The 16,876-nt window shown below is 70.2% G+C and carries 17 protein-coding genes; 1 reads left to right on the forward strand and 16 read right to left on the reverse strand.

The window, feature by feature from the left end:
* Positions 1-91 precede the first annotated feature (91 nt).
* The 14 genes from KBC94_RS01710 to pobA form a co-directional block, all read right to left on the reverse strand.
* Positions 92-898, reverse strand: a complete 807-nt coding sequence (locus tag KBC94_RS01710; RefSeq protein WP_294365642.1) for a F0F1 ATP synthase subunit gamma — start codon at positions 896-898, stop codon at positions 92-94.
* Positions 895-2,424, reverse strand: coding sequence for a F0F1 ATP synthase subunit alpha (locus KBC94_RS01715; RefSeq protein WP_366934625.1), 1,530 nt, complete (start codon positions 2,422-2,424; stop codon positions 895-897). The genes KBC94_RS01710 and KBC94_RS01715 overlap by 4 nt, the downstream gene beginning before the upstream one ends.
* Complete coding sequence (locus KBC94_RS01720) at positions 2,372-3,106, reverse strand: F0F1 ATP synthase subunit B (RefSeq protein ID WP_294365646.1); 735 nt, start codon at positions 3,104-3,106, stop codon at positions 2,372-2,374. Before KBC94_RS01720 ends, KBC94_RS01715 begins: the two co-directional genes overlap by 53 nt.
* Entirely contained in the window at positions 3,103-3,351 is a 249-nt protein-coding gene (locus KBC94_RS01725) for a F0F1 ATP synthase subunit C (protein ID WP_114804757.1), read from the reverse strand. Before KBC94_RS01725 ends, KBC94_RS01720 begins: the two co-directional genes overlap by 4 nt.
* Positions 3,344-4,057, reverse strand: a complete 714-nt coding sequence (locus KBC94_RS01730) for a F0F1 ATP synthase subunit A (protein WP_294365648.1) — start codon at positions 4,055-4,057, stop codon at positions 3,344-3,346. Before KBC94_RS01730 ends, KBC94_RS01725 begins: the two co-directional genes overlap by 8 nt.
* Entirely contained in the window at positions 4,054-4,329 is a 276-nt protein-coding gene (locus KBC94_RS01735; RefSeq protein ID WP_294365650.1) for an ATP synthase subunit I, read from the reverse strand. The genes KBC94_RS01730 and KBC94_RS01735 overlap by 4 nt, the downstream gene beginning before the upstream one ends.
* Positions 4,326-4,760, reverse strand: a complete 435-nt coding sequence (locus KBC94_RS01740) for an AtpZ/AtpI family protein (protein WP_294365651.1) — start codon at positions 4,758-4,760, stop codon at positions 4,326-4,328. Before KBC94_RS01740 ends, KBC94_RS01735 begins: the two co-directional genes overlap by 4 nt.
* The gene (locus KBC94_RS01745) at positions 4,757-5,263 is read right to left on the reverse strand and encodes a F0F1 ATP synthase subunit epsilon (RefSeq protein ID WP_294365652.1); all 507 of its coding nucleotides are present in this window, start codon (positions 5,261-5,263) and stop codon (positions 4,757-4,759) included. The genes KBC94_RS01740 and KBC94_RS01745 overlap by 4 nt, the downstream gene beginning before the upstream one ends.
* A complete protein-coding gene (gene atpD, locus KBC94_RS01750; RefSeq protein WP_294365655.1) occupies positions 5,260-6,732 on the reverse strand; it encodes a F0F1 ATP synthase subunit beta in 1,473 nt (490 codons plus the stop codon). Before atpD ends, KBC94_RS01745 begins: the two co-directional genes overlap by 4 nt.
* Positions 6,733-6,853: 121 nt before the next feature.
* Positions 6,854-8,608, reverse strand: coding sequence for a bifunctional protein-serine/threonine kinase/phosphatase (locus KBC94_RS01755; RefSeq protein ID WP_294365657.1), 1,755 nt, complete (start codon positions 8,606-8,608; stop codon positions 6,854-6,856).
* 34 nt (positions 8,609-8,642) lie between these two features.
* Positions 8,643-9,455, reverse strand: coding sequence for a formate/nitrite transporter family protein (locus tag KBC94_RS01760; RefSeq protein ID WP_294365659.1), 813 nt, complete (start codon positions 9,453-9,455; stop codon positions 8,643-8,645).
* Between the two features lie 35 nt (positions 9,456-9,490).
* Positions 9,491-9,832 (reverse strand): nitrite reductase small subunit NirD, encoded by a 342-nt coding sequence (gene nirD, locus KBC94_RS01765; protein WP_294365661.1) that lies wholly within the window; start codon positions 9,830-9,832, stop codon positions 9,491-9,493.
* An 11-nt stretch (positions 9,833-9,843) separates the two neighbouring features.
* The gene (nirB, locus tag KBC94_RS01770) at positions 9,844-12,408 is read right to left on the reverse strand and encodes a nitrite reductase large subunit NirB (RefSeq protein ID WP_294365664.1); all 2,565 of its coding nucleotides are present in this window, start codon (positions 12,406-12,408) and stop codon (positions 9,844-9,846) included.
* Between the two features lie 343 nt (positions 12,409-12,751).
* On the reverse strand, positions 12,752-13,924 hold the full coding sequence (pobA, locus tag KBC94_RS01775) for a 4-hydroxybenzoate 3-monooxygenase (RefSeq protein ID WP_294365666.1): 1,173 nt from the start codon (positions 13,922-13,924) through the stop codon (positions 12,752-12,754).
* A 118-nt stretch (positions 13,925-14,042) separates the two neighbouring features.
* On the opposite strand from pobA, the gene KBC94_RS01780 reads away from it, so the two are divergent.
* The gene (locus KBC94_RS01780) at positions 14,043-14,969 is read left to right on the forward strand and encodes a helix-turn-helix domain-containing protein (protein WP_294365667.1); all 927 of its coding nucleotides are present in this window, start codon (positions 14,043-14,045) and stop codon (positions 14,967-14,969) included.
* 62 nt (positions 14,970-15,031) lie between these two features.
* On the opposite strand, the gene KBC94_RS01785 is transcribed toward KBC94_RS01780, so the two are convergent.
* Both KBC94_RS01785 and adhP read right to left on the reverse strand, forming a co-directional pair.
* Positions 15,032-15,523 carry a prepilin-type N-terminal cleavage/methylation domain-containing protein gene (locus KBC94_RS01785; RefSeq protein ID WP_294365669.1) on the reverse strand — a complete coding sequence of 164 codons (492 nt, stop codon included), beginning with the start codon at positions 15,521-15,523 and terminating at the stop codon, positions 15,032-15,034.
* Between the two features lie 226 nt (positions 15,524-15,749).
* On the reverse strand, positions 15,750-16,781 hold the full coding sequence (gene adhP, locus KBC94_RS01790; RefSeq protein ID WP_294365670.1) for an alcohol dehydrogenase AdhP: 1,032 nt from the start codon (positions 16,779-16,781) through the stop codon (positions 15,750-15,752).
* Between the last annotated feature and the right edge of the window lie 95 nt (positions 16,782-16,876).

The following is a 16,876-nucleotide window of genomic DNA, read 5'->3' on the forward strand; positions in this document are numbered from 1 at the left end:
ATTAATTTTCTCTTGCGCCTCAGCAATCCAATGCCTAATCCGTGAGGCTTTTTGCTACGTAAGTCTTGCAAACGCGCGGCAATCCCAGCCCCTACCGCTCCGCCGCCAACTCGATCATCTCCGTCGTCATCTGCTCTTGTCGCGCCTGCCGATAGGCGGCCTCGACCTCGTTCCTGCGGCGCTGCAGGTTGCTGCGGGCCTGGGCCATGGCCTGCATGCGCGCGGCGGCCTCGGCCTCCAGGCCGCGCATCAGGGCACGCGCCACGGCGGCGAAGAGCGCCTCCTGCAGCAGCGAGGCCATCAGCACGGCCGGGGCCAGGGTCATCAGGGGCCGCTCCATGCCTTGCGCCGGGGGCACGGGCTCGGGCGGGAAGAGCCGCACAGCCGCTGGCGCGTGGCCGGCTGCGGGCAGGCCGGCGATGGCATGGATGGGCCCTGGGTGCTCGACGGCCTGCGAGATCAGGGCGGCGGTCACCTCGCTGGCCAGGGCGGGAATTGCCGCTGGATGTGCGGGCAGGTCCGTGGACCACAGCGGCCGTCGTCCGTGGTCAAGGAGTGCCTGCACGGTCCGGCGGCCCACCACCAGCAGACCCGTGTCCGGTGCCAGCGCCTGCAGCGTCGCCGCGGCCACACGCTGCGGATACGCGCCCGCAAAGCCCTGCGACGCGCCGATCACCAGCAGCAGGCCTGGCCCAGCCGGCGTCGTGGCCGCCACTTGTGGCGCCGCCAGGCGCGCCATGGCGCGGCGTGTCGTGAGCGCATGGGCCTCGATGGCGGGCAGCGCACTGCGAGCGGCGGCCGACTGTCCCGAGGCGATGGCGCGCAGGGCGCCCACCACGTCGTCGATCTGGTCCAGGCCGGCCAGTCGCCGCCGCAGTTCCTCGGGGCGAGCGGTCATCGCAAGGCCTGGTGCACCAGTTCGACGAGCAGCGTACGCGTGGTGGTATCCAACGCGTCGGGTTGGGCGCGCAGCGCCTGCAGCCGGGGTTCCGCGTCCACGCAGGCCGGGAGTGCGGCCTTGAGGGTCTGCAACCGTCCCGGCTCCACGGCGTCCAGCACGCCAGCGTCCAGGGCCGCCAGCAGGGCGATCTGCGCGACCACCGGCAGAGGCGCGAAGCGGTCCTGCGCAAGCAGCGCTGCGATGCGCTCGCCGCGCACCATGCGGGCCTTCATCGCGTCGTCGCCGAAGCCACCGAAGCGGGCGAACATCTTCATCTCCAGGTACTGGGCATAGTCCAGGCGCAGCCGTCCCGCCACGGCCTTGAGCGCGCCCCATTGCGCCTTGCCGCCGACGCGGCTGACCGACAGCCCGATGTCCACGGCCGGCCGCTGGTTGGCGGCGAAGAGCACTTCCGAGGTCACGATCTGCCCGTCGGCGATGGAGATCAGGTTGGTCGGGATATAGGCGGAGAGGTTGCCCGACTCGATCTCCGCAATCGGCAGCGCGGTGAGCGAGCCCCCGCCGCGCGCGGCCGACAGCTTGGCCGAGCGCTCCAGCAGGCGGGCATGCAGGTAGAAGATGTCGCCCGGGTAGGCCTCGCGGCCTGGCGGCTGGTGCGAGAGCAGGGCCAGCTCGCGGTGGGTGGCGGCATGGCGCGTGAGGTCGTCGTAGACGATGAGCACATGCTGGCCGCGGTCGCGGAACCACTCGGCCATGGACGTCGCGGCGAAGGGCGCCAGCCACTGCAGCCCGGGCTGGGCCGTCGCTTCGGCGACGACGAAGAGCGTGCGCGCAAGCGCGCCGCGCGCCCGCACCGCCTCGATCACGCGCCGCACCGAGGACATACGCTGGCCGATGGCCACGTAGACCGAGATGACGTCGCCGCCCGCCTGCGCGATCAGGGCGTCGACGGCGATGGAGGTCTTGCCCGTCTGCCGCTCGCCGATGATCAGCTCGCGCTGGCCCCGGCCGATGGCGAAGAGCGCATCGACCACCAGCAGGCCGGTGGCGACGGGCTCGCTGACGAAGTCGCGGTCGATGATGGCCGGCGCCGGCCGCTCGGCGGGCAGGTGCTCGTCGCACTGCGGGGCTGGAAGGCCATCGAGCGGGCGCCCCAGCGGGTCGAGCACCCGGCCCAGCAGCGCGGGGCCGACCGGCACCGACGCGAGTTCGCCGCTGCGGGTCACGCGCGCCTCGGCGGCGATGCCGTCCATCGGATCGATGAAGGCGACATGGAGCCGGTCTTCTTCGAGCGTGAGCACGAAGCCGCGGGCGCCGTTGTCGAACAGCACCACCTCGTTGAGCTGCGCGCCGGGCAGGCCGGTCACCGTGGCCAGGCCATCGGCGATGGCGCTGACGGTGCCGTACTCCTCCACGCCGGGGCCGAGCACGGCGGCGTCGATGCGCGACTGCAGCGCGGCCAGTTGCGGGTCAATCGGTGACGGTGTCATCGCGCATCGCCTCGGCGATCCGTTCCAGGTCATGGGCCAGCGAGTTGCGCACGGCGCCGGTGTCCGAGTACAGATCCAGGCCCGCGATGAGCGTCGGGTCCATCGCCGGGGCTGGCAGCGCCTCGCCGAGCCAGGGCGCGAGCGCCTGGCGGGCGGCTTGCCATTCGATGTCGGTCAGCGGCCGCGGCGCCACCAGCCGCAGGCGACCACCGGCCAGCAGGGCCTGCCGCTCGGCGTTGGGCATGGACCGGAGCGCATCGGCCAGCCGCCGCGCGTAGCCCTCGGCCGCCACCGGTTGCGCGCCCAGCGCACGCGTGGCGATGCCTGCGGCCAGCGTGCGGGCATGTTCCCAATTGCGCCGCTCGCGGGCAGCGGCGTCCCGTTCGGCGGCTGCACGGCCTTCGGCCACGATGCGGGCCGCCTCGGCACGGGCCTGCGTCAGCAGTTCCGTGCGCCGCGCCTGGGCCTCGGCCTGCGCCGTGGCCAGCAGCTGCTGCCGCGCGTCGAGCGTGGCCTGCGTCTCGGCCCGGGCCTGCAGTGCCGCGGTTTCGGCCTGCGCCTTTGCCTCGCCGGCGGCCTGCACGGCGGCGGCGGTCTGTGCCTGCCGCCGCGCGATCACGTCGGCCAGCGGCCGGAACAGGAAGCGCTGAAGGATCGCCAGCAGCACCACCACGTTCACCAGCTGGAACGCGAAGGTGGTCCAGTGGAAGTTCATCGCACGAAGGGGTTGGCGAAGAGCAGCAGCAGCGCCACCACCAGGCAGTAGATCGCCATCGTCTCGATCATGGCCAGACCCACGAACAGCGTGCGCGAGATGGCGCCGGCCGACTCTGGCTGGCGGGCGATGGCGTCGAGCGCGGCGGCCACGGCCCGGCCTTCGGCGAGGGCAGGGCCGATGGCGCCCAGGCCGACCGCGAAGGCGGCGGCGACGATGCTGACGATCTGGACGAGGTTATCCATGGGGAGGCTCCGGGGTGTCCGTGGAAGGAGGGGCGCCCGCGCCGGCTTCGTTGACGGCCGAGCCGATGAAGACCAGCGCCAGCGTGGCGAAGATGTAGGCCTGCACGGCGCCGGTCAGCAGGTCGAGCGCGATCAGCGGAATGGGCACCAGCAGCCCGGCCAGCGCGCTGACGATGCCGACCACGAAGACGCCGCTCATCACATTGCCGAACAGGCGGACCATGAGCGAGAAGTGCCGCGTGACCTGCTCGACGAGGTTCAGCGGCAGCATCACCCATGTGGGATGGGTGAAGGTGGCGAGCCACCCGCGCAGGCCCAGGATGCGGATGCCCCACACCAGGCCGGCCACCAGCACCACGGCCGCCAGGGCAGCGTCGGTTTCCAGGTGGGCGGTGGGCGGCTCCACGCCCGGCAGCAGCGAGGACGCGTTCGCGCAGGCGATGAACAGCAGCAGCGTACCGATGAGCCCGCGGAAGCGACCCGGGTCGCCCGGGATGGCGGCGGCGATCTCGCCATCGAGCACCTCCACCAGCATCTCCAATGCCGCCTGCACGCGGCCGGGCCGCAGGGACAGGCGCCGGGTGGCGAGGAAGGCACCCACGCCCAGCACGGCCATGACGCCCCAGGTGGCGATCACCGGCCAGGTGATCTCCACCGGCCCGACACGAAGGGCCGCGGCGGCGGTGAGCGGGTTGTCGATGTTCATGCGGTGCACCTCAGCGCAATGGCGCGTCCGCCCATCACTCCGGCCGCGGCAGCGAGCAACGCCGCCGCGCCGGCCCGCGCGCACAGCACCAGCAGGGTGGCCAGGATCAGCCATCGCCCCACGTGCAGCGCGATGCCGACGGCCCGGCCGGCAACCAGCAGCCGCGTCACCTGCGCAAGACTGCGGAAGTGAAGCCAGCCCAGGGCCACGCCAGCCGATGCGGCAAGGAGCCAGCCCAGGCCGGCGGACGGATCGAAGGGGAAGAGGGTCATTGCTCGTGCATCCAACGCAGTGCCAGCCACAGGCCGAGGCCGGCCCCCGCCATCAGCAGCGCGGCCGCCAGCGTGATGCCGGAGCCCAGCCAGCGGTCCAGCCGGTGACCCAGCCACAGGCCGGCCAGGGTGGGCAGCACGATCAGCCAGCCCAGCACGCCGATCTGGCCGAAGCGCCGGGCCAGCGAGGGTTCCGGGTCGCGCTGCCCCGCCTGCTCGCGGGCCTGGGCACGTCGGGCCGCGGCCTGCTGGGGGTCCTCGGGCGTCGGCTGTGCATGAACACCCTCTCCCCTCGCGGGAGAGGGCCGGGGAGAGGGGGCAACGCCCCAGGCAGCACGCGATGGTGAGGTGTCGCGCGCAGCTCCGCTTCCCGAGGCCTCTCCCGTGAGGGGAGAGGCGCGGTCATTCGCGTGGACAGGACCTTCGCTCATCCTTCGGCCTCCGTCGACAGGCCCAGCGTGTCGCCGCCGGCGCGCAGCTCGCGCATGAGCTGCCGGATGGCGCGGGCATGCAGGCGCGTGTCCTGGCTGCGCGCACGCAGCAGCGCCTCGCGCGCCTCGGTGCGTTCGTGCGCGATGCGGGCCTGCAAGGCGCCCAGGTCATCGCCCACCGTCGCCTCCCGGCAGGCCACGCGCACGCTGCGTCCGCCTTCCACGCTGAACACGCCGCCGCGCAGCGCGCAGTACCGCCACGGGCCCTCGGCAGCGCGCCAGCGCAGCACGCCGGCCTCGATCACCGTCAGGAAGTCGGCATGGCCGGGCCGGATGCCGAAGTCGCCGCTGGCGTCCTCGGCGCGCAGCGAGGCGACCTCGGGCTCGTCCAGCACGATGGCCAGCGGCGTGGTGATGGTCAGGTGCAGGGCCGCAGTCGTCGAGGGCGTGCCGGTGGCACCTGCGTCGGGTGCATCCGGCGGCGAAGCGGTGCGTCTGTTCATGCCGCTTCCTTCGCGCCGGTCGAGGCGGCGGTGGGCGCCGTGCCGCGCCTGCGCTCGTCCTCGCGGGCGCGGGCCTCGTCCAGCGTGCCGATCATGTAGAGCGAGCGCTCGTCCCAGTCGTCGCAGTCGCCGGCCAGGATGGCCTGGCAGCCTGCAATGGTCTCGGCCACGGTGACGCTGCGGCCGGCCATGCCGGTGAAGGCGGCGGCCACGAAGAAGGGCTGCGTCAGAAAGCGCTGCAGGCGCCGCGCGCGGCCGACGAGGCGCTGCTCCTCCTGGCCCAGCTCTTCCACGCCGAGCAGGGCGATCACGTCGCGCATTTCGTCGTAGTGCTCGATGAGTTCGCGCACCGCGGCCGCGGTCTGTGCATGGGCGGTACCCACGATGGCCGGGTCCAGCAGCACGGACGTGGTGCGCAGCGGGTCGATGGCCGGGTAGATGCCCTGGGCGGCCAGCTCGCGCGAGAGCACGACGGTCGAATCCATGTGCGCGCTCAGGGCCGCCACGGCGGGGTCGGTGAAGTCGTCGGCGGGCACGTACACGGCTTCGATGGCGGTGACGGCGCCCCGCGGACCGGAGGCGATGCGCTCCTGCAGGGCCGCGATCTCGGTGGCCAGGGTGGGCTGGTAGCCCACGCGCGAGGGCATGCGGCCCAGCAGGCCCGACACCTCGGCCCCGGCCTGGACGAAGCGGAACACGTTGTCCATGAGCAGCAGCACGTTGCGGCCCTCTTCATCGCGCACATGCTCGGCCATGGTCAGAGCCGCCAGCGGCACCCGCCAGCGTGCGCCCGGCGGCTCGTTCATCTGGCCGTAGACCAGCACCGTGCGGTCGAGCACGCCGTAGTTGCGCATGTCGTGCAGCATCTCGTGGCCCTCCCGCGAGCGCTCGCCCACACCGGCGAAGACCGAGACGCCGTCATAGCCGGCCACCATGGCATGGATGAGTTCGGTGACCAGCACCGTCTTGCCAACGCCCGCCCCGCCGAACATGGCCGCCTTGCCGCCCTGGGCCAGCGGCGCCAGCAGGTCCAGCACCTTGATGCCGGTGGCAAAGAGCTGAACGTCCGGCCGCTGGCCCGCCAGCGGCGGCGCTGGTTGGTGAATGGCTCGTCGGGGGGTATCGGCGGGCAACGCTTGGCCGCCATCGCCCGGCTGGCCGAGCACGTCGAGCAGGCGGCCGAGGATGGCCGGCCCGACCGGCACCGTCAGCGGCGCGCCCGTGAGCCGTGCCCGCATCAGTCGCGAAAGGCCCTGGGTCGGTTGCAGGGCGATGGCGCGAAAGCGCCGGGCGTCCAGGTGCGACTGCACCTCGCACACCACGCCGGCACCCTCCGGATCGACGACCAGCGCCTCATGGATGCCGGGCAGGCCATCGTCGCAGTGCAGATCGACCACTGGGCCACGCACGGCCAGGACCTGCGCCCAGCGCCCGGAAGGCTCGGTGTCGTGAAGCAGGCGATCGTTCATGGGCGGCGCGATTCAGTTCGGCCATGCCCTCGAAGGAGCCGGGGAACATGGCGCCGATGGAGGCATCATGCGGCGAATCGGCCGCACCATGCTGCGCCGCAGCGCGATCCTTAGATATGGATCAAGAAAAAGGGCCGCGATGGACCAGCAGGCCGGCCAGCAGCAGGACCAGCAAGGCCAGCACCAGCGACAGCGCCTGCCAGAAGCGCACCGGATCGCGCTCGGCCAGCGGCAGCGGGCGGGCGCGTCGCTGAGCGGGTGTGGGCGCGCGCAGTTCGTGCAGCAGCTCCGACACCGCCTCCTGCCGCCGGGCCGGCTGGGGGCTCAGCGCCTTCTGGAGCACGGCGTCCAGCCAGGCCGGCAGCTCGGGGCGGTGATGGCGCAGCGGCACGTAGCGCAGCCGCCGCAGGTCCTGGGGCTGCCGCACGCGTGCCGCGTCCAGCCCGTAGGGCAACTGGCCGGTGAGCATCTGATAGCCCAGCGCCGCCAGCGAGAAGAGATCGGAGCGGGCGCTGCCGCCCTGGCCGAGCAGGTATTCCGGTGCGATGTACTGCAGCGTGCCCTGCACATCCGCCGCGAGCGGGCCCCGGCCCTCCGCCAGGCCGGCCACATGGGCCGAGGCGAGGTCGATCAGCCGCGCGGTGCCGGCGCGGTCGATCATCACGTTCTCGGGCCGCAGGTCCTGGTGCAGCATCTCGCGGCCGTGCAGGGCCTGCAGGCCGCGGCCGATCTGGTCGAGCAGGGCCCGCACCTCGTCGAGCGAGGGGCGCGGATGGTCGATCATCCACTGGGCCAGGGTCTGGCCTTCCACGTACGCCATCGCCACGAAGAGGTGGCGCCGCGCGCGCCGGCCCGGCCAGGCCTTGAGCACGTGCGGATGGTCGATGCGCCGGGCCACCCATTCCTCCAGCACGAAGCGGTCGAGCGCCTCGGCGTTCTCGCGCAGGTCCAGCGCGGGCACCTTCAGCGCCACCTGCGCGCCGCTTTCGTCGTCGGTCGCCAGCCAGACATGGCTGCGCGGGCCGACCTTGAGTTCGCGCACGAGCGTGAATCCTTCGAAGGCCATGCCCGGCGCAAGCGGCGGCGGCAGGGCCAGTCCTTCGCGGCTGAGCTGGGGCAGGGGCTGGCCGGGCGCGGGCAGGGCGTCGATGCGCAGCAGCAGCACGGTCGCGTCGTCCTCGCTGCCGCGCTCGCGGGCACGCCGGGTCAGCGTGGCGGCAGCGGCGTCGAAGTCGTCGGCAGGCAAGCTCAGCGCCTCGTGCACGTCGGCCGCCGTGAGATGGGCATATGCGCCATCGGTGGCCAGCAGGTAGACCTCGCCGGGCTCGGCTTCCCAGCAGCAGTAGTCGATCTCGACCTGGGCGTCGGCCCCGAGGGCCCGCGCCAGGTAGGACTCGGCGGAGGACACCTGCACGCGATGGTCCTCGGAGAGCGGCTCCAGCGTCGTCGCATGCAGCCGGTACAGCCGTGCGTCGCCCACATGCAGCAGATGCAGTTCGCGGCCCTTGAGCACCAGCGCCGTGAAGGTGCAGACATGGCCGCGGTCCTTGTCGAAGCGGGCGTCGCTGCGCATCGTCTGGGCATGCAGCCACGCATTGGTGGCGGCGATGACGCGCTGGCCCGCGCGCCGCACCGACCAGGCTTCGCTGGTGGCGTAGTAATCGGACAGGAAGGCACCAACGGCGGTCTGCGCCGCCTCCCGGCTCACCGGGCTGCTGCTGATGCCGTCGGCAATGGCCAGTGCGATGCCCTTTCCGGCCAGCAGGTGGCCGGTGGGCAGCATTGCGCCATGGAAGTCCTGGTTGTGCCCGCCGGGCGCGGCCAGCGAATGCTGGCCGAGGGTGATGCGCGGCAGCGCTTCCGAAGGTCCCGTCACGACGGCCGAGCGTCCTTCCGGGCTGCCATCGCGCTCAAGCCTGGGCGCGCTTGGGCGCCGTCTTGTAGTGCGTGGAGTAGAGCGTGGCACCGACGAAGGTCAGACCGCCGACCAGGTTGCCCAGCACGGTGGGGATCTCGTTCCAGATGAGGTAGTCCATCAGCGTGAAGTGGCCGCCCAGCAGCAGGCCCGACGGGAACAGGAACATGTTGACCACGCTGTGTTCGAAGCCCATGTAGAAGAACACCGTGATCGGCATCCACATGCCGATGGCCTTGCCCGACACCGAGGTGGACATCATGGCCGCCACCACGCCGGTCGAGACCATCCAGTTGCACATCACGCCGCGGATGAACAGCGTCAGCATGCCGGCGGCGCCATGGGCCGCGTAGCCCACCGTGCGGCCCTCGCCGATGTGGCCGATGCGCTGCCCGATGGCGTTGGGCGCTTCGGACCAGCCGAAGGTGAAGATGATGGCCATGAACACGGCCACCGTGAGCGCCCCGGCGAAGTTGCCCACGAAGACCAGCGACCAGTTGCGCATCACGCCGCCCCAGGTGGCGCCGGGGCGCTTGTCGAAGACGGCCAGCGGTGCCAGCGTGAACACGCCGGTCAGCAGGTCGAAGCCCATCAGGTACAGCATGATGAAGCCGACCGGGAAGAGCATGGCGCCGACGAGGGCGTTGCCGGTGTTGACGGTGATGGTGACGGCGAAGGCGGCCGCCAGCGCCAGGATGGCGCCGGCCATGTAGGAGCGGATCAGCGTGTCGCGCGTGGACATCAACAACTTGGATTCACCAGCGTCGACCATCTTGGTGACGAACTCGGCAGGGGCAAGGTAGGCCATGGGATTCCTTTGAGGATCTTGAAGGGGAAAGGGAGTCAGGCGAGGGCGACGAGCACGCGGTCGCCCTCCACGCGCACCGCATGGGCGCGCACCGAGTGCTGGGGGGCTTCCAGGCACTCGCCGGTCGCCAGGTCGAAGTGGTTCTTGTAGAGCGGCGATGCGACGACGGTGCGGCCGCCCAGGCTGCCGGTGAGGCCGCGCGACAGCACGCTGGCGCCCGACTGCGGGTCGATGTTGTCGATGGCATGGAAGCGGTCGTCACCGATGCGGAAGATGGCGACATGCCGGTCGTCGATGCGGGCGCAGACGCCCGTGTCGGGCAGGATGTCGGAGACGGCGCAGACGGCCGTCCATGCGGGCGTGAGGGTCGTGGTCATGGCGGGGCTCCTCAGGCGGGCGTGGCCTCGGTGGCGGTGGCGTCCGCTTCCCGGGCGGCGGGCGCAGCATCGGCCGTGCGCTCCTCGGCGCGGGCCGGGCGGATCTGCCCGCGCTCCTTCACGAAGACGATGCGCTCGTCCGGCAGCTCGCTGTTGACGAAGCTGCGGAAGCGGCTGCGCACGGCGGGGTCGGTCACTGCGGTCTTCCACTCGCACTGGTAGGTGTCGACCATGGCCTGCATCTGCGTCTCCAGCTCGGCGGCCAGGCCCAGGCTGTCCTCGATCAGCACCTTCTTCAGGTAGTCGAGCCCGCCTTCGAGGTTGTCGCGCCAGGTGCTGGTGCGCTGCAGCCGGTCGGCCGTGCGCACGTAGAACATCAGGAAGCGGTCGATGAGCGCGATGAGCTGCGGCTTGGAGAGGTCGCTGGCGATCAGTTCGGCATGGCGCGGCTTCATGCCGCCGTTGCCGCAGACGTAGAGGTTCCAGCCCTTGTCGGTGGCGATCACACCCACGTCCTTGCCCTGCGCCTCGGCGCATTCGCGGGTGCAGCCGGAGACGCCGAACTTGATCTTGTGCGGCGCGCGCAGTCCCTTGTAGCGGTTCTCCAGCTCGACGGCCAGGCCCACCGAATCCTGCACGCCGTAGCGGCACCAGGTGCTGCCCACGCAGCTCTTCACGGTGCGCAGAGACTTGCCGTAGGCATGGCCGCTCTCGAAGCCGGCGGCGATCAGTTCTTCCCAGATCAGGGGCAGTTGCTCCAGCCGGGCGCCGAACATGTCGACCCGCGCGCCGCCCGTGACCTTGGTGTAGAGGCCGTACTTCTTGGCCACCTGGCCGACGGCGATCAGGCCGTCGGGCGTGACCTCGCCGCCGGGCATGCGCGGCACCACCGAATACGTGCCGTCCTTCTGGATGTTGCCCAGGAAGTAGTCGTTGCTGTCCTGCAGCTTGGCCAGCTCGGGCTTGAGCACGAAGTCGTTCCAGCACGAGGCCAGGATGCTGGCCGCGGTCGGCTTGCAGATGTCGCAGCCCAGGCCGTGGCCGTGCCTGGCCAGCAGTTCGTCGAAGGTCTTGATGCCGCCCACGCGCACCAGGTGGTACAGCTCCTGCCGCGAATGCGGGAAGTGCTCGCACAGGTGATTGTTGACGGCCAGGCCGCGGCGGCTCATCTCGGCCTTCATCACCTGGGTGACCAGCGGCACGCAGCCGCCGCAGGTGGCGCCGGCCTTGGTGCAGGCCTTGAGCTGGCCGATGGTGCAGGCGCCGTCGCCCACCGCGGCGCAGATCTGGCCCTTGCTCACGTTGTTGCAGGAGCAGATCTGCGCCGTGTCCGGCAGTGCGTCTACGCCCAGCCCCGGCTTGGCCTGGCCGTCGCTGGAGGGCAGGATCAGGAACTCGGGCGATTCGGGCAGGGCGATGCCATTGAGCGCCATCTGCAGCAGCGTGCCGTACTCGTCGGCATTGCCCACGAGCACGGCGCCCAGCAGCTTGGTGCCGTCGGCGCTCACCACGATCTTCTTGTAGACCTGCTTGATCTCGTCCACGTACTGGAAGCTGCGCGCGCCCGGCGTGCGACCGTGGGCATCGCCGATGCTGGCCACGTCCACGCCCATCAGCTTGAGCTTGGTGCTCATGTCGGCACCAGCGAAGGCGGCCTCGGCATCGCCGGCCAGATGGCGCGCGGCGACGCGGGCCATCTCGTAGCCGGGCGCGACCAGGCCATAGAGCTGCTCGTTCCAGGAGGCGCATTCGCCGATGGCGTAGATGTTTCGGTCGGCGCTGCGGCAGTGGGCGTCCACGGCGACGCCGCCGCGCGGCCCGACGGCCAGCGCGCTTTGGCGGGCGAGGGCGTCCTGTGGCCGGATGCCGGCAGAGAACACGATCATGTCGGTCTCCAGCCAGGTGCCATCCGAAAAGACCATGCGGTGCCGGGCGGTGGCCCCGTCGGTGATCTCCACCGTGTTGCGGCCGGTGTGCACCTGCACGCCCAGCGCTTCGATCTTGCTGCGCAACACGCGGCCGCCGCCATCGTCCACCTGCACCGCCATCAGGCGCGGAGCGAACTCGACGACATGCGTTTCCAGGCCCAGGTCGCGCAAGGCCTTGGCGCATTCCAGGCCCAGCAGGCCCCCGCCGACCACCACGCCGCTCTTCGACTTGGCACCGGAGGCCTTCATGCCTTCGAGGTCCTCGATGGTGCGGTAGACATGGCAGTGTGGCCGTTCGCGGCCCGGCACCGGCGGCACGAAGGGCACCGAGCCGGTGGCCAGCACCAGCTTGTCGTAGGGCAGCACTTCGCCATCGGCGGTGGTGACCGTGTTGTTGCGCCGCTCGATGGCCACCGCGCGGGTGCCCAGGCGCAACGAGAAGCCGCTGCGCTCGAAGAAGCCGGCTTCGACCAGCGACAGCTGCTCGGCCGTCTTGCCGCTGAAGAACTCGGACAGGTGCACGCGGTCGTAGGCCGGCCGCGGCTCTTCGCACAGCACGGTGACTTCGGCCTCGGCGAGGGGGGAGCTGGCGAGCTCTTCGAGGAACTTGTGGCCGACCATGCCGTGGCCAACAACGATGATTTTCATGAGGGGGTCCTGCGCGCACCCTGCGGGGGCGGGAGGATCGCCTTGGCCAGCCACCGAAGTGCCGGACGAGGCGCCGCCGCCAGAGCGAGGTGCAGATCGTGTGGGAACAACCGCGCAGCAGGCGCCGACAGTGGCACCGCTTGCGCGGGGTTCCGCCGACATTGGCGGGGGCGCTGGAGCCGCAACGGCGACACTGCCGGGGCTCCGGTTCAGGTCACGCAAGCTCCGTGCCAAAGAAAAAGCCCCCGATGACGGGGGCTTGGCGCTTGCGGCGGGCTTGGATGCCCCGCCGTGGGTCGCGCGGCGCACCAAGCTGGGTGAAGCCGGACGTCGAAGCTGCGCGCTAGAAAGGCAGGCCGACGTAGTTCTCCGCCAGCACGCCCTTGGCGCGCTCCGAGGAGAGCAGGTAGTCCAGCTCCGTGCGCTGCAGCGCGATGTCGTAGCCGCTGTTCTGCGGGAAGGTGTGAAGCATCGTCGTCATCCACCACGAGAAGCGCTGCGCCTTCCACACGCGCGCCAGGGCCTTGGCCGAATACTGGTCGAGGCCGCTGGAGTCGCCCTTGAGGTAGTGGTCCACCATCGCGTGATAGAGGTAGTGGATGTCGGACGCGGCGGTGTTCAGGCCGCGTGCGCCCGTGGGCGGCACGATGTGGGCGGCGTCGCCGGCCAGGAAGAGCCGGCCCCAGCGCATCGGCTCGGCCACGAAGGAACGCAGCGGGGCGATGGACTTCTCGATGGACGGCCCCGTCTGCAGGCGGCCCGCCACCTCGGCCGGCAGGCGACGCTGCAACTCGGCCCAGAACAGCTCGTCGCTCCAGGCCTCCACCGTGTCGGTGAGGGGAACCTGAATGTAATAGCGGCTCAGCACCTGCGAGCGCATGGAGCACAGCGCGAAGCCGCGCTCGTGCCGCGCATAGATCAGCTCCGGCGAAACGGGCTTGGTGCGCGAGAGCACGCCCAGCCAGCCGAAGGGGTAGACCTTCTCGTACTCGCGCAGCACATCCGCCGGGATCGACTTGCGGCTGACGCCGTGGAAACCGTCCGCGCCGATGACAAAGTCGCAGTCGATGCGGATCACGTCGTCGCCCTTGCGGTAGCTGACCCAGGGCGCGTCGGTGTCCAGATCGTGCGGCTGGACGTCCTGCGCGTCATGCACCACCTGGCCCTTCGCGCGGTCGCGCGCTTCGTACAGGTCGCGTGTCAGTTCGGTCTGGCCATAGACCACCACCGACTGACCGCCCGAATACTTGTGCAGGTCGATGCGATCCAGCTGGCCGTCGTGGGAGATGAAGAAGCCGTGGTGGATCTCGCCCTCGCGGTCCATGCGTTCGCCGCACTGGGCTTCGCGCATCAACTCGGCAAAGCCATGCTCCAGCACGCCAGCGCGGATGCGCGCCAGCACGTAGTCGCGGCTGTGCTTTTCGAGCACCACGTTGCGGATGCCCTTGAGATCGAGCAGTTGGGACAGCAGCAGGCCGGAAGGGCCACCGCCAATGATGCAGACCTGGGTTTTCATGGATGCAGTCTCCTGGTTGGAACGGTCGCCAGCCCTCGCCGGCTGGTCCGAATCTTGGCGCTGCATCGCCCCCGCCGGAATGGATCGAACGCGTCCGGACTTGTACGATTCGAACATCATGCATGCTCCAGGCGCCAAGGCTCCCGCCATCCGTTCCTATGCGCTCTTCGGCGAGGCGGGCGACCTGCCCGACGTGCTGCACTGCGAGACCATCGCCGCCCGCTCCGTCCTGCACGACTGGGAACTGGCCCGCCATCGCCACCATCGGCTGCACCAGCTGCTGTGGTTGCAGGAAGGGCAGGGCACGGCCTGGCTGGAAGCCGGCCCGGCGCCGCTGGGCCGCCACACGCTGGTGAACGTGCCGACCGGCGAGGTCCACGCCTTTGCCTTCTCTCCAGGCACGCAGGGTTGGGTTGTGAGCCTGCCGGACGAACTGGTGGACGCCCAACTGGCTGCGATTCCCGAGGCGCGTTCGTTGCTCTCGCGCGCCTCGGCCCAGACCGTGGACGAGGCCAGCACAGCCACGCTCGGCACGCTGCTGGCCGCGCTCACCGAGGCCTTCGTGGCGCCCATGCATCCCGCGCGCGCCCTGGTGCTGCGGGGCCTGGGTACCGCCGTGCTCGGTCTGGCGGCCCAGGCGCTGGGCGTGGCGCAGGCCGAGGCGGTGGACTTGGCTGGATCGCGCCTGCTGCGGCGCTTCGAATCCTTGCTCGAACGGCATTTCGCCTTTGGTTGGCGGGTGAGTGACTACGCGGCCGCGCTGGCCGTCACGCCGACCCATCTGAGCCGCGTGGCCCGCGCTGCCACGGGCCTGCCCATCTCCCGTCTGGTCGACGCCCGGCGCATGCGCGAAGCCCGGCGCCACCTGGCCTACACCACGGCCAGCGTGACCGCCGTGGGAGAGGCCTTGGGCTTCGACGATCCGGCGCATTTCAGCCGCGTATTCGCGCGCACCTGCGGCTGCTCGCCGCGGGATTTCCGGGCTCGCGTGAGCCAGCCGGCCACGGTCGGTGAGGCGGCTGCCCCCAAGACGCCAGCGGCGTAGGCACGGGTCAAAAAGAAAAGGGCGCCAGAGGCGCCCACCGAAGGTCCGAGGTCCCGCCGGCGTCAGCCGCCCGATGCCGGAGGCGTCGCGGCCGCGTCGGCACAGCCGCCTTGGCCCGCGCGCAGCCCGCGCGTGTCATTGCAGATGGTGCCCGAGGTGGTCCAGATCAGGTTCGCAGCGCCGTCGGCCTGGCTCGGCGTCAGCGTGACCGTGAGCGCCACGCCCCCCTTGGTGGTGGCGCCGGTCGTGGCGGTGATGACGCCATTGGTAATGCCGAAGTTGCTGGTGACATTCTTGGTGGCGGTGAAAGTCGACGGAATTCCGTTGGTTCCGGCATTGCAGCCGGTGAATGTCCCCAGGTCGGTGGCACAAGCGACCACCGAACCTTTCAATGGCGTCAATTCCGACAATGCCGCCGCGGCGCGGGCGCGCGAGGAATAGTCGGTGTATTGGGGAATGGCGATCGACGCGAGGATGCCCAGGACGGCAATGACGATCATCAGCTCGATGAGGGTGAAGCCCTGCGAGCGTGGGCGCGAATGACGAATATCCATGACAGATCAACTCCCTTTGAAATTCCGCTTCTGATTCTTGGAGCGGCGCTCAACAGGATATCAGCGGGATATTCGTCATCCATCGGTGCGAATGGATAAGAGCTTATTTTCTGCCAGAAATTTGGTCAAATTCCGCGAGCAATTAATTTGTGTTTATTTACGAATATTGATTGATCAAGAATCGGCCGCAGTCGCACGGCGTCGGGGCGCCGCGCGCCTGCGGGGATCACGCGTTCATGTCGAGCACGATGCGACCCTGGATCTGGCCCTTGTGCATGCGCGCGAACACGTCATTGATGTTCTCCAGCTTGTCGGTGGCCACGGTGGCATGCACCTGGCCGCGCGCGGCAAAGTCCAGCGCCTCCTGCAGGTCCAGCCGCGTGCCGACGATGGAGCCGCGCACCGTCACGCCGCGCAGCACCATGTCGAAGATGGGTAGCGGAAAGTCGCCCGGCGGCAGGCCGTTGAGCGAAACGGTGCCGCCGCGCCGCACCATGCCGAGGGCCTGCTCGAAGGCCTTGGGCGAGACGGCCGTCACCAGTGCCCCGTGTGCGCCGCCGATCTCCTTCTGCAGGTAGGCGGCCGGGTCGGTGGTCAAGGCATTGACGGTGACCGTGGCGCCCAGCGTGCGGGCAAGGGCCAGCTTGTCGTCGTCCACGTCCACGGCCGCCACGTTCAGGCCCATCGCGCGGGCGTACTGCACCGCCATGTGGCCCAGGCCGCCGATGCCGGAGATGACCACCCAGTCGCCCGGGCGCGTGTCGGTCACCTTCAGGCCCTTGTAGACGGTCACGCCCGCGCAGAGCACGGGCGCGATCTCCACGAAGCCGACCTCCTTCGGCAGGTGGCCGACGTAGTTGGGATCGGCCAGCGCGTAGTCGGCAAAGCCGCCGTTGACCGAATAGCCGGTGTTGCTCTGCGATTCGCACAGCGTCTCCCAGCCACCCAGGCAGTGGGTGCAGCAGCCGCAGGCCGAATGCAGCCAGGGCACGCCCACGCGGTCGCCTTCCTTCACATGCTTGACGTTGCGGCCGATGGCGGCCACGAAGCCCACGCCTTCATGCCCCGGGATGAAGGGCGGATTGGGTTTGACCGGCCAGTCGCCCTCGGCGGCATGCAGGTCGGTGTGGCACACGCCGGAAGCCTCGATCTTGACCAGGATCTGATCGTCGGCGGGCGTGGGGATTGGGACTTCCTCGATGGTCAGCGGCTGGCCGAAGGCGCGGACCACCGCGGCTTTCATGGTCTTCTGGGACATGCTCGATTCCTTCCACAACAAGAAGAGAAGAAGCCGCCCGCATCGGCCCGGTAGACGGGCGACGGGCGGCCGGGAACGCGGACGGGGCGTCCGCG

Source organism: Pseudacidovorax sp. (assembly GCF_017991995.1).
Taxonomy (GTDB): domain Bacteria; phylum Pseudomonadota; class Gammaproteobacteria; order Burkholderiales; family Burkholderiaceae_C; genus Xenophilus.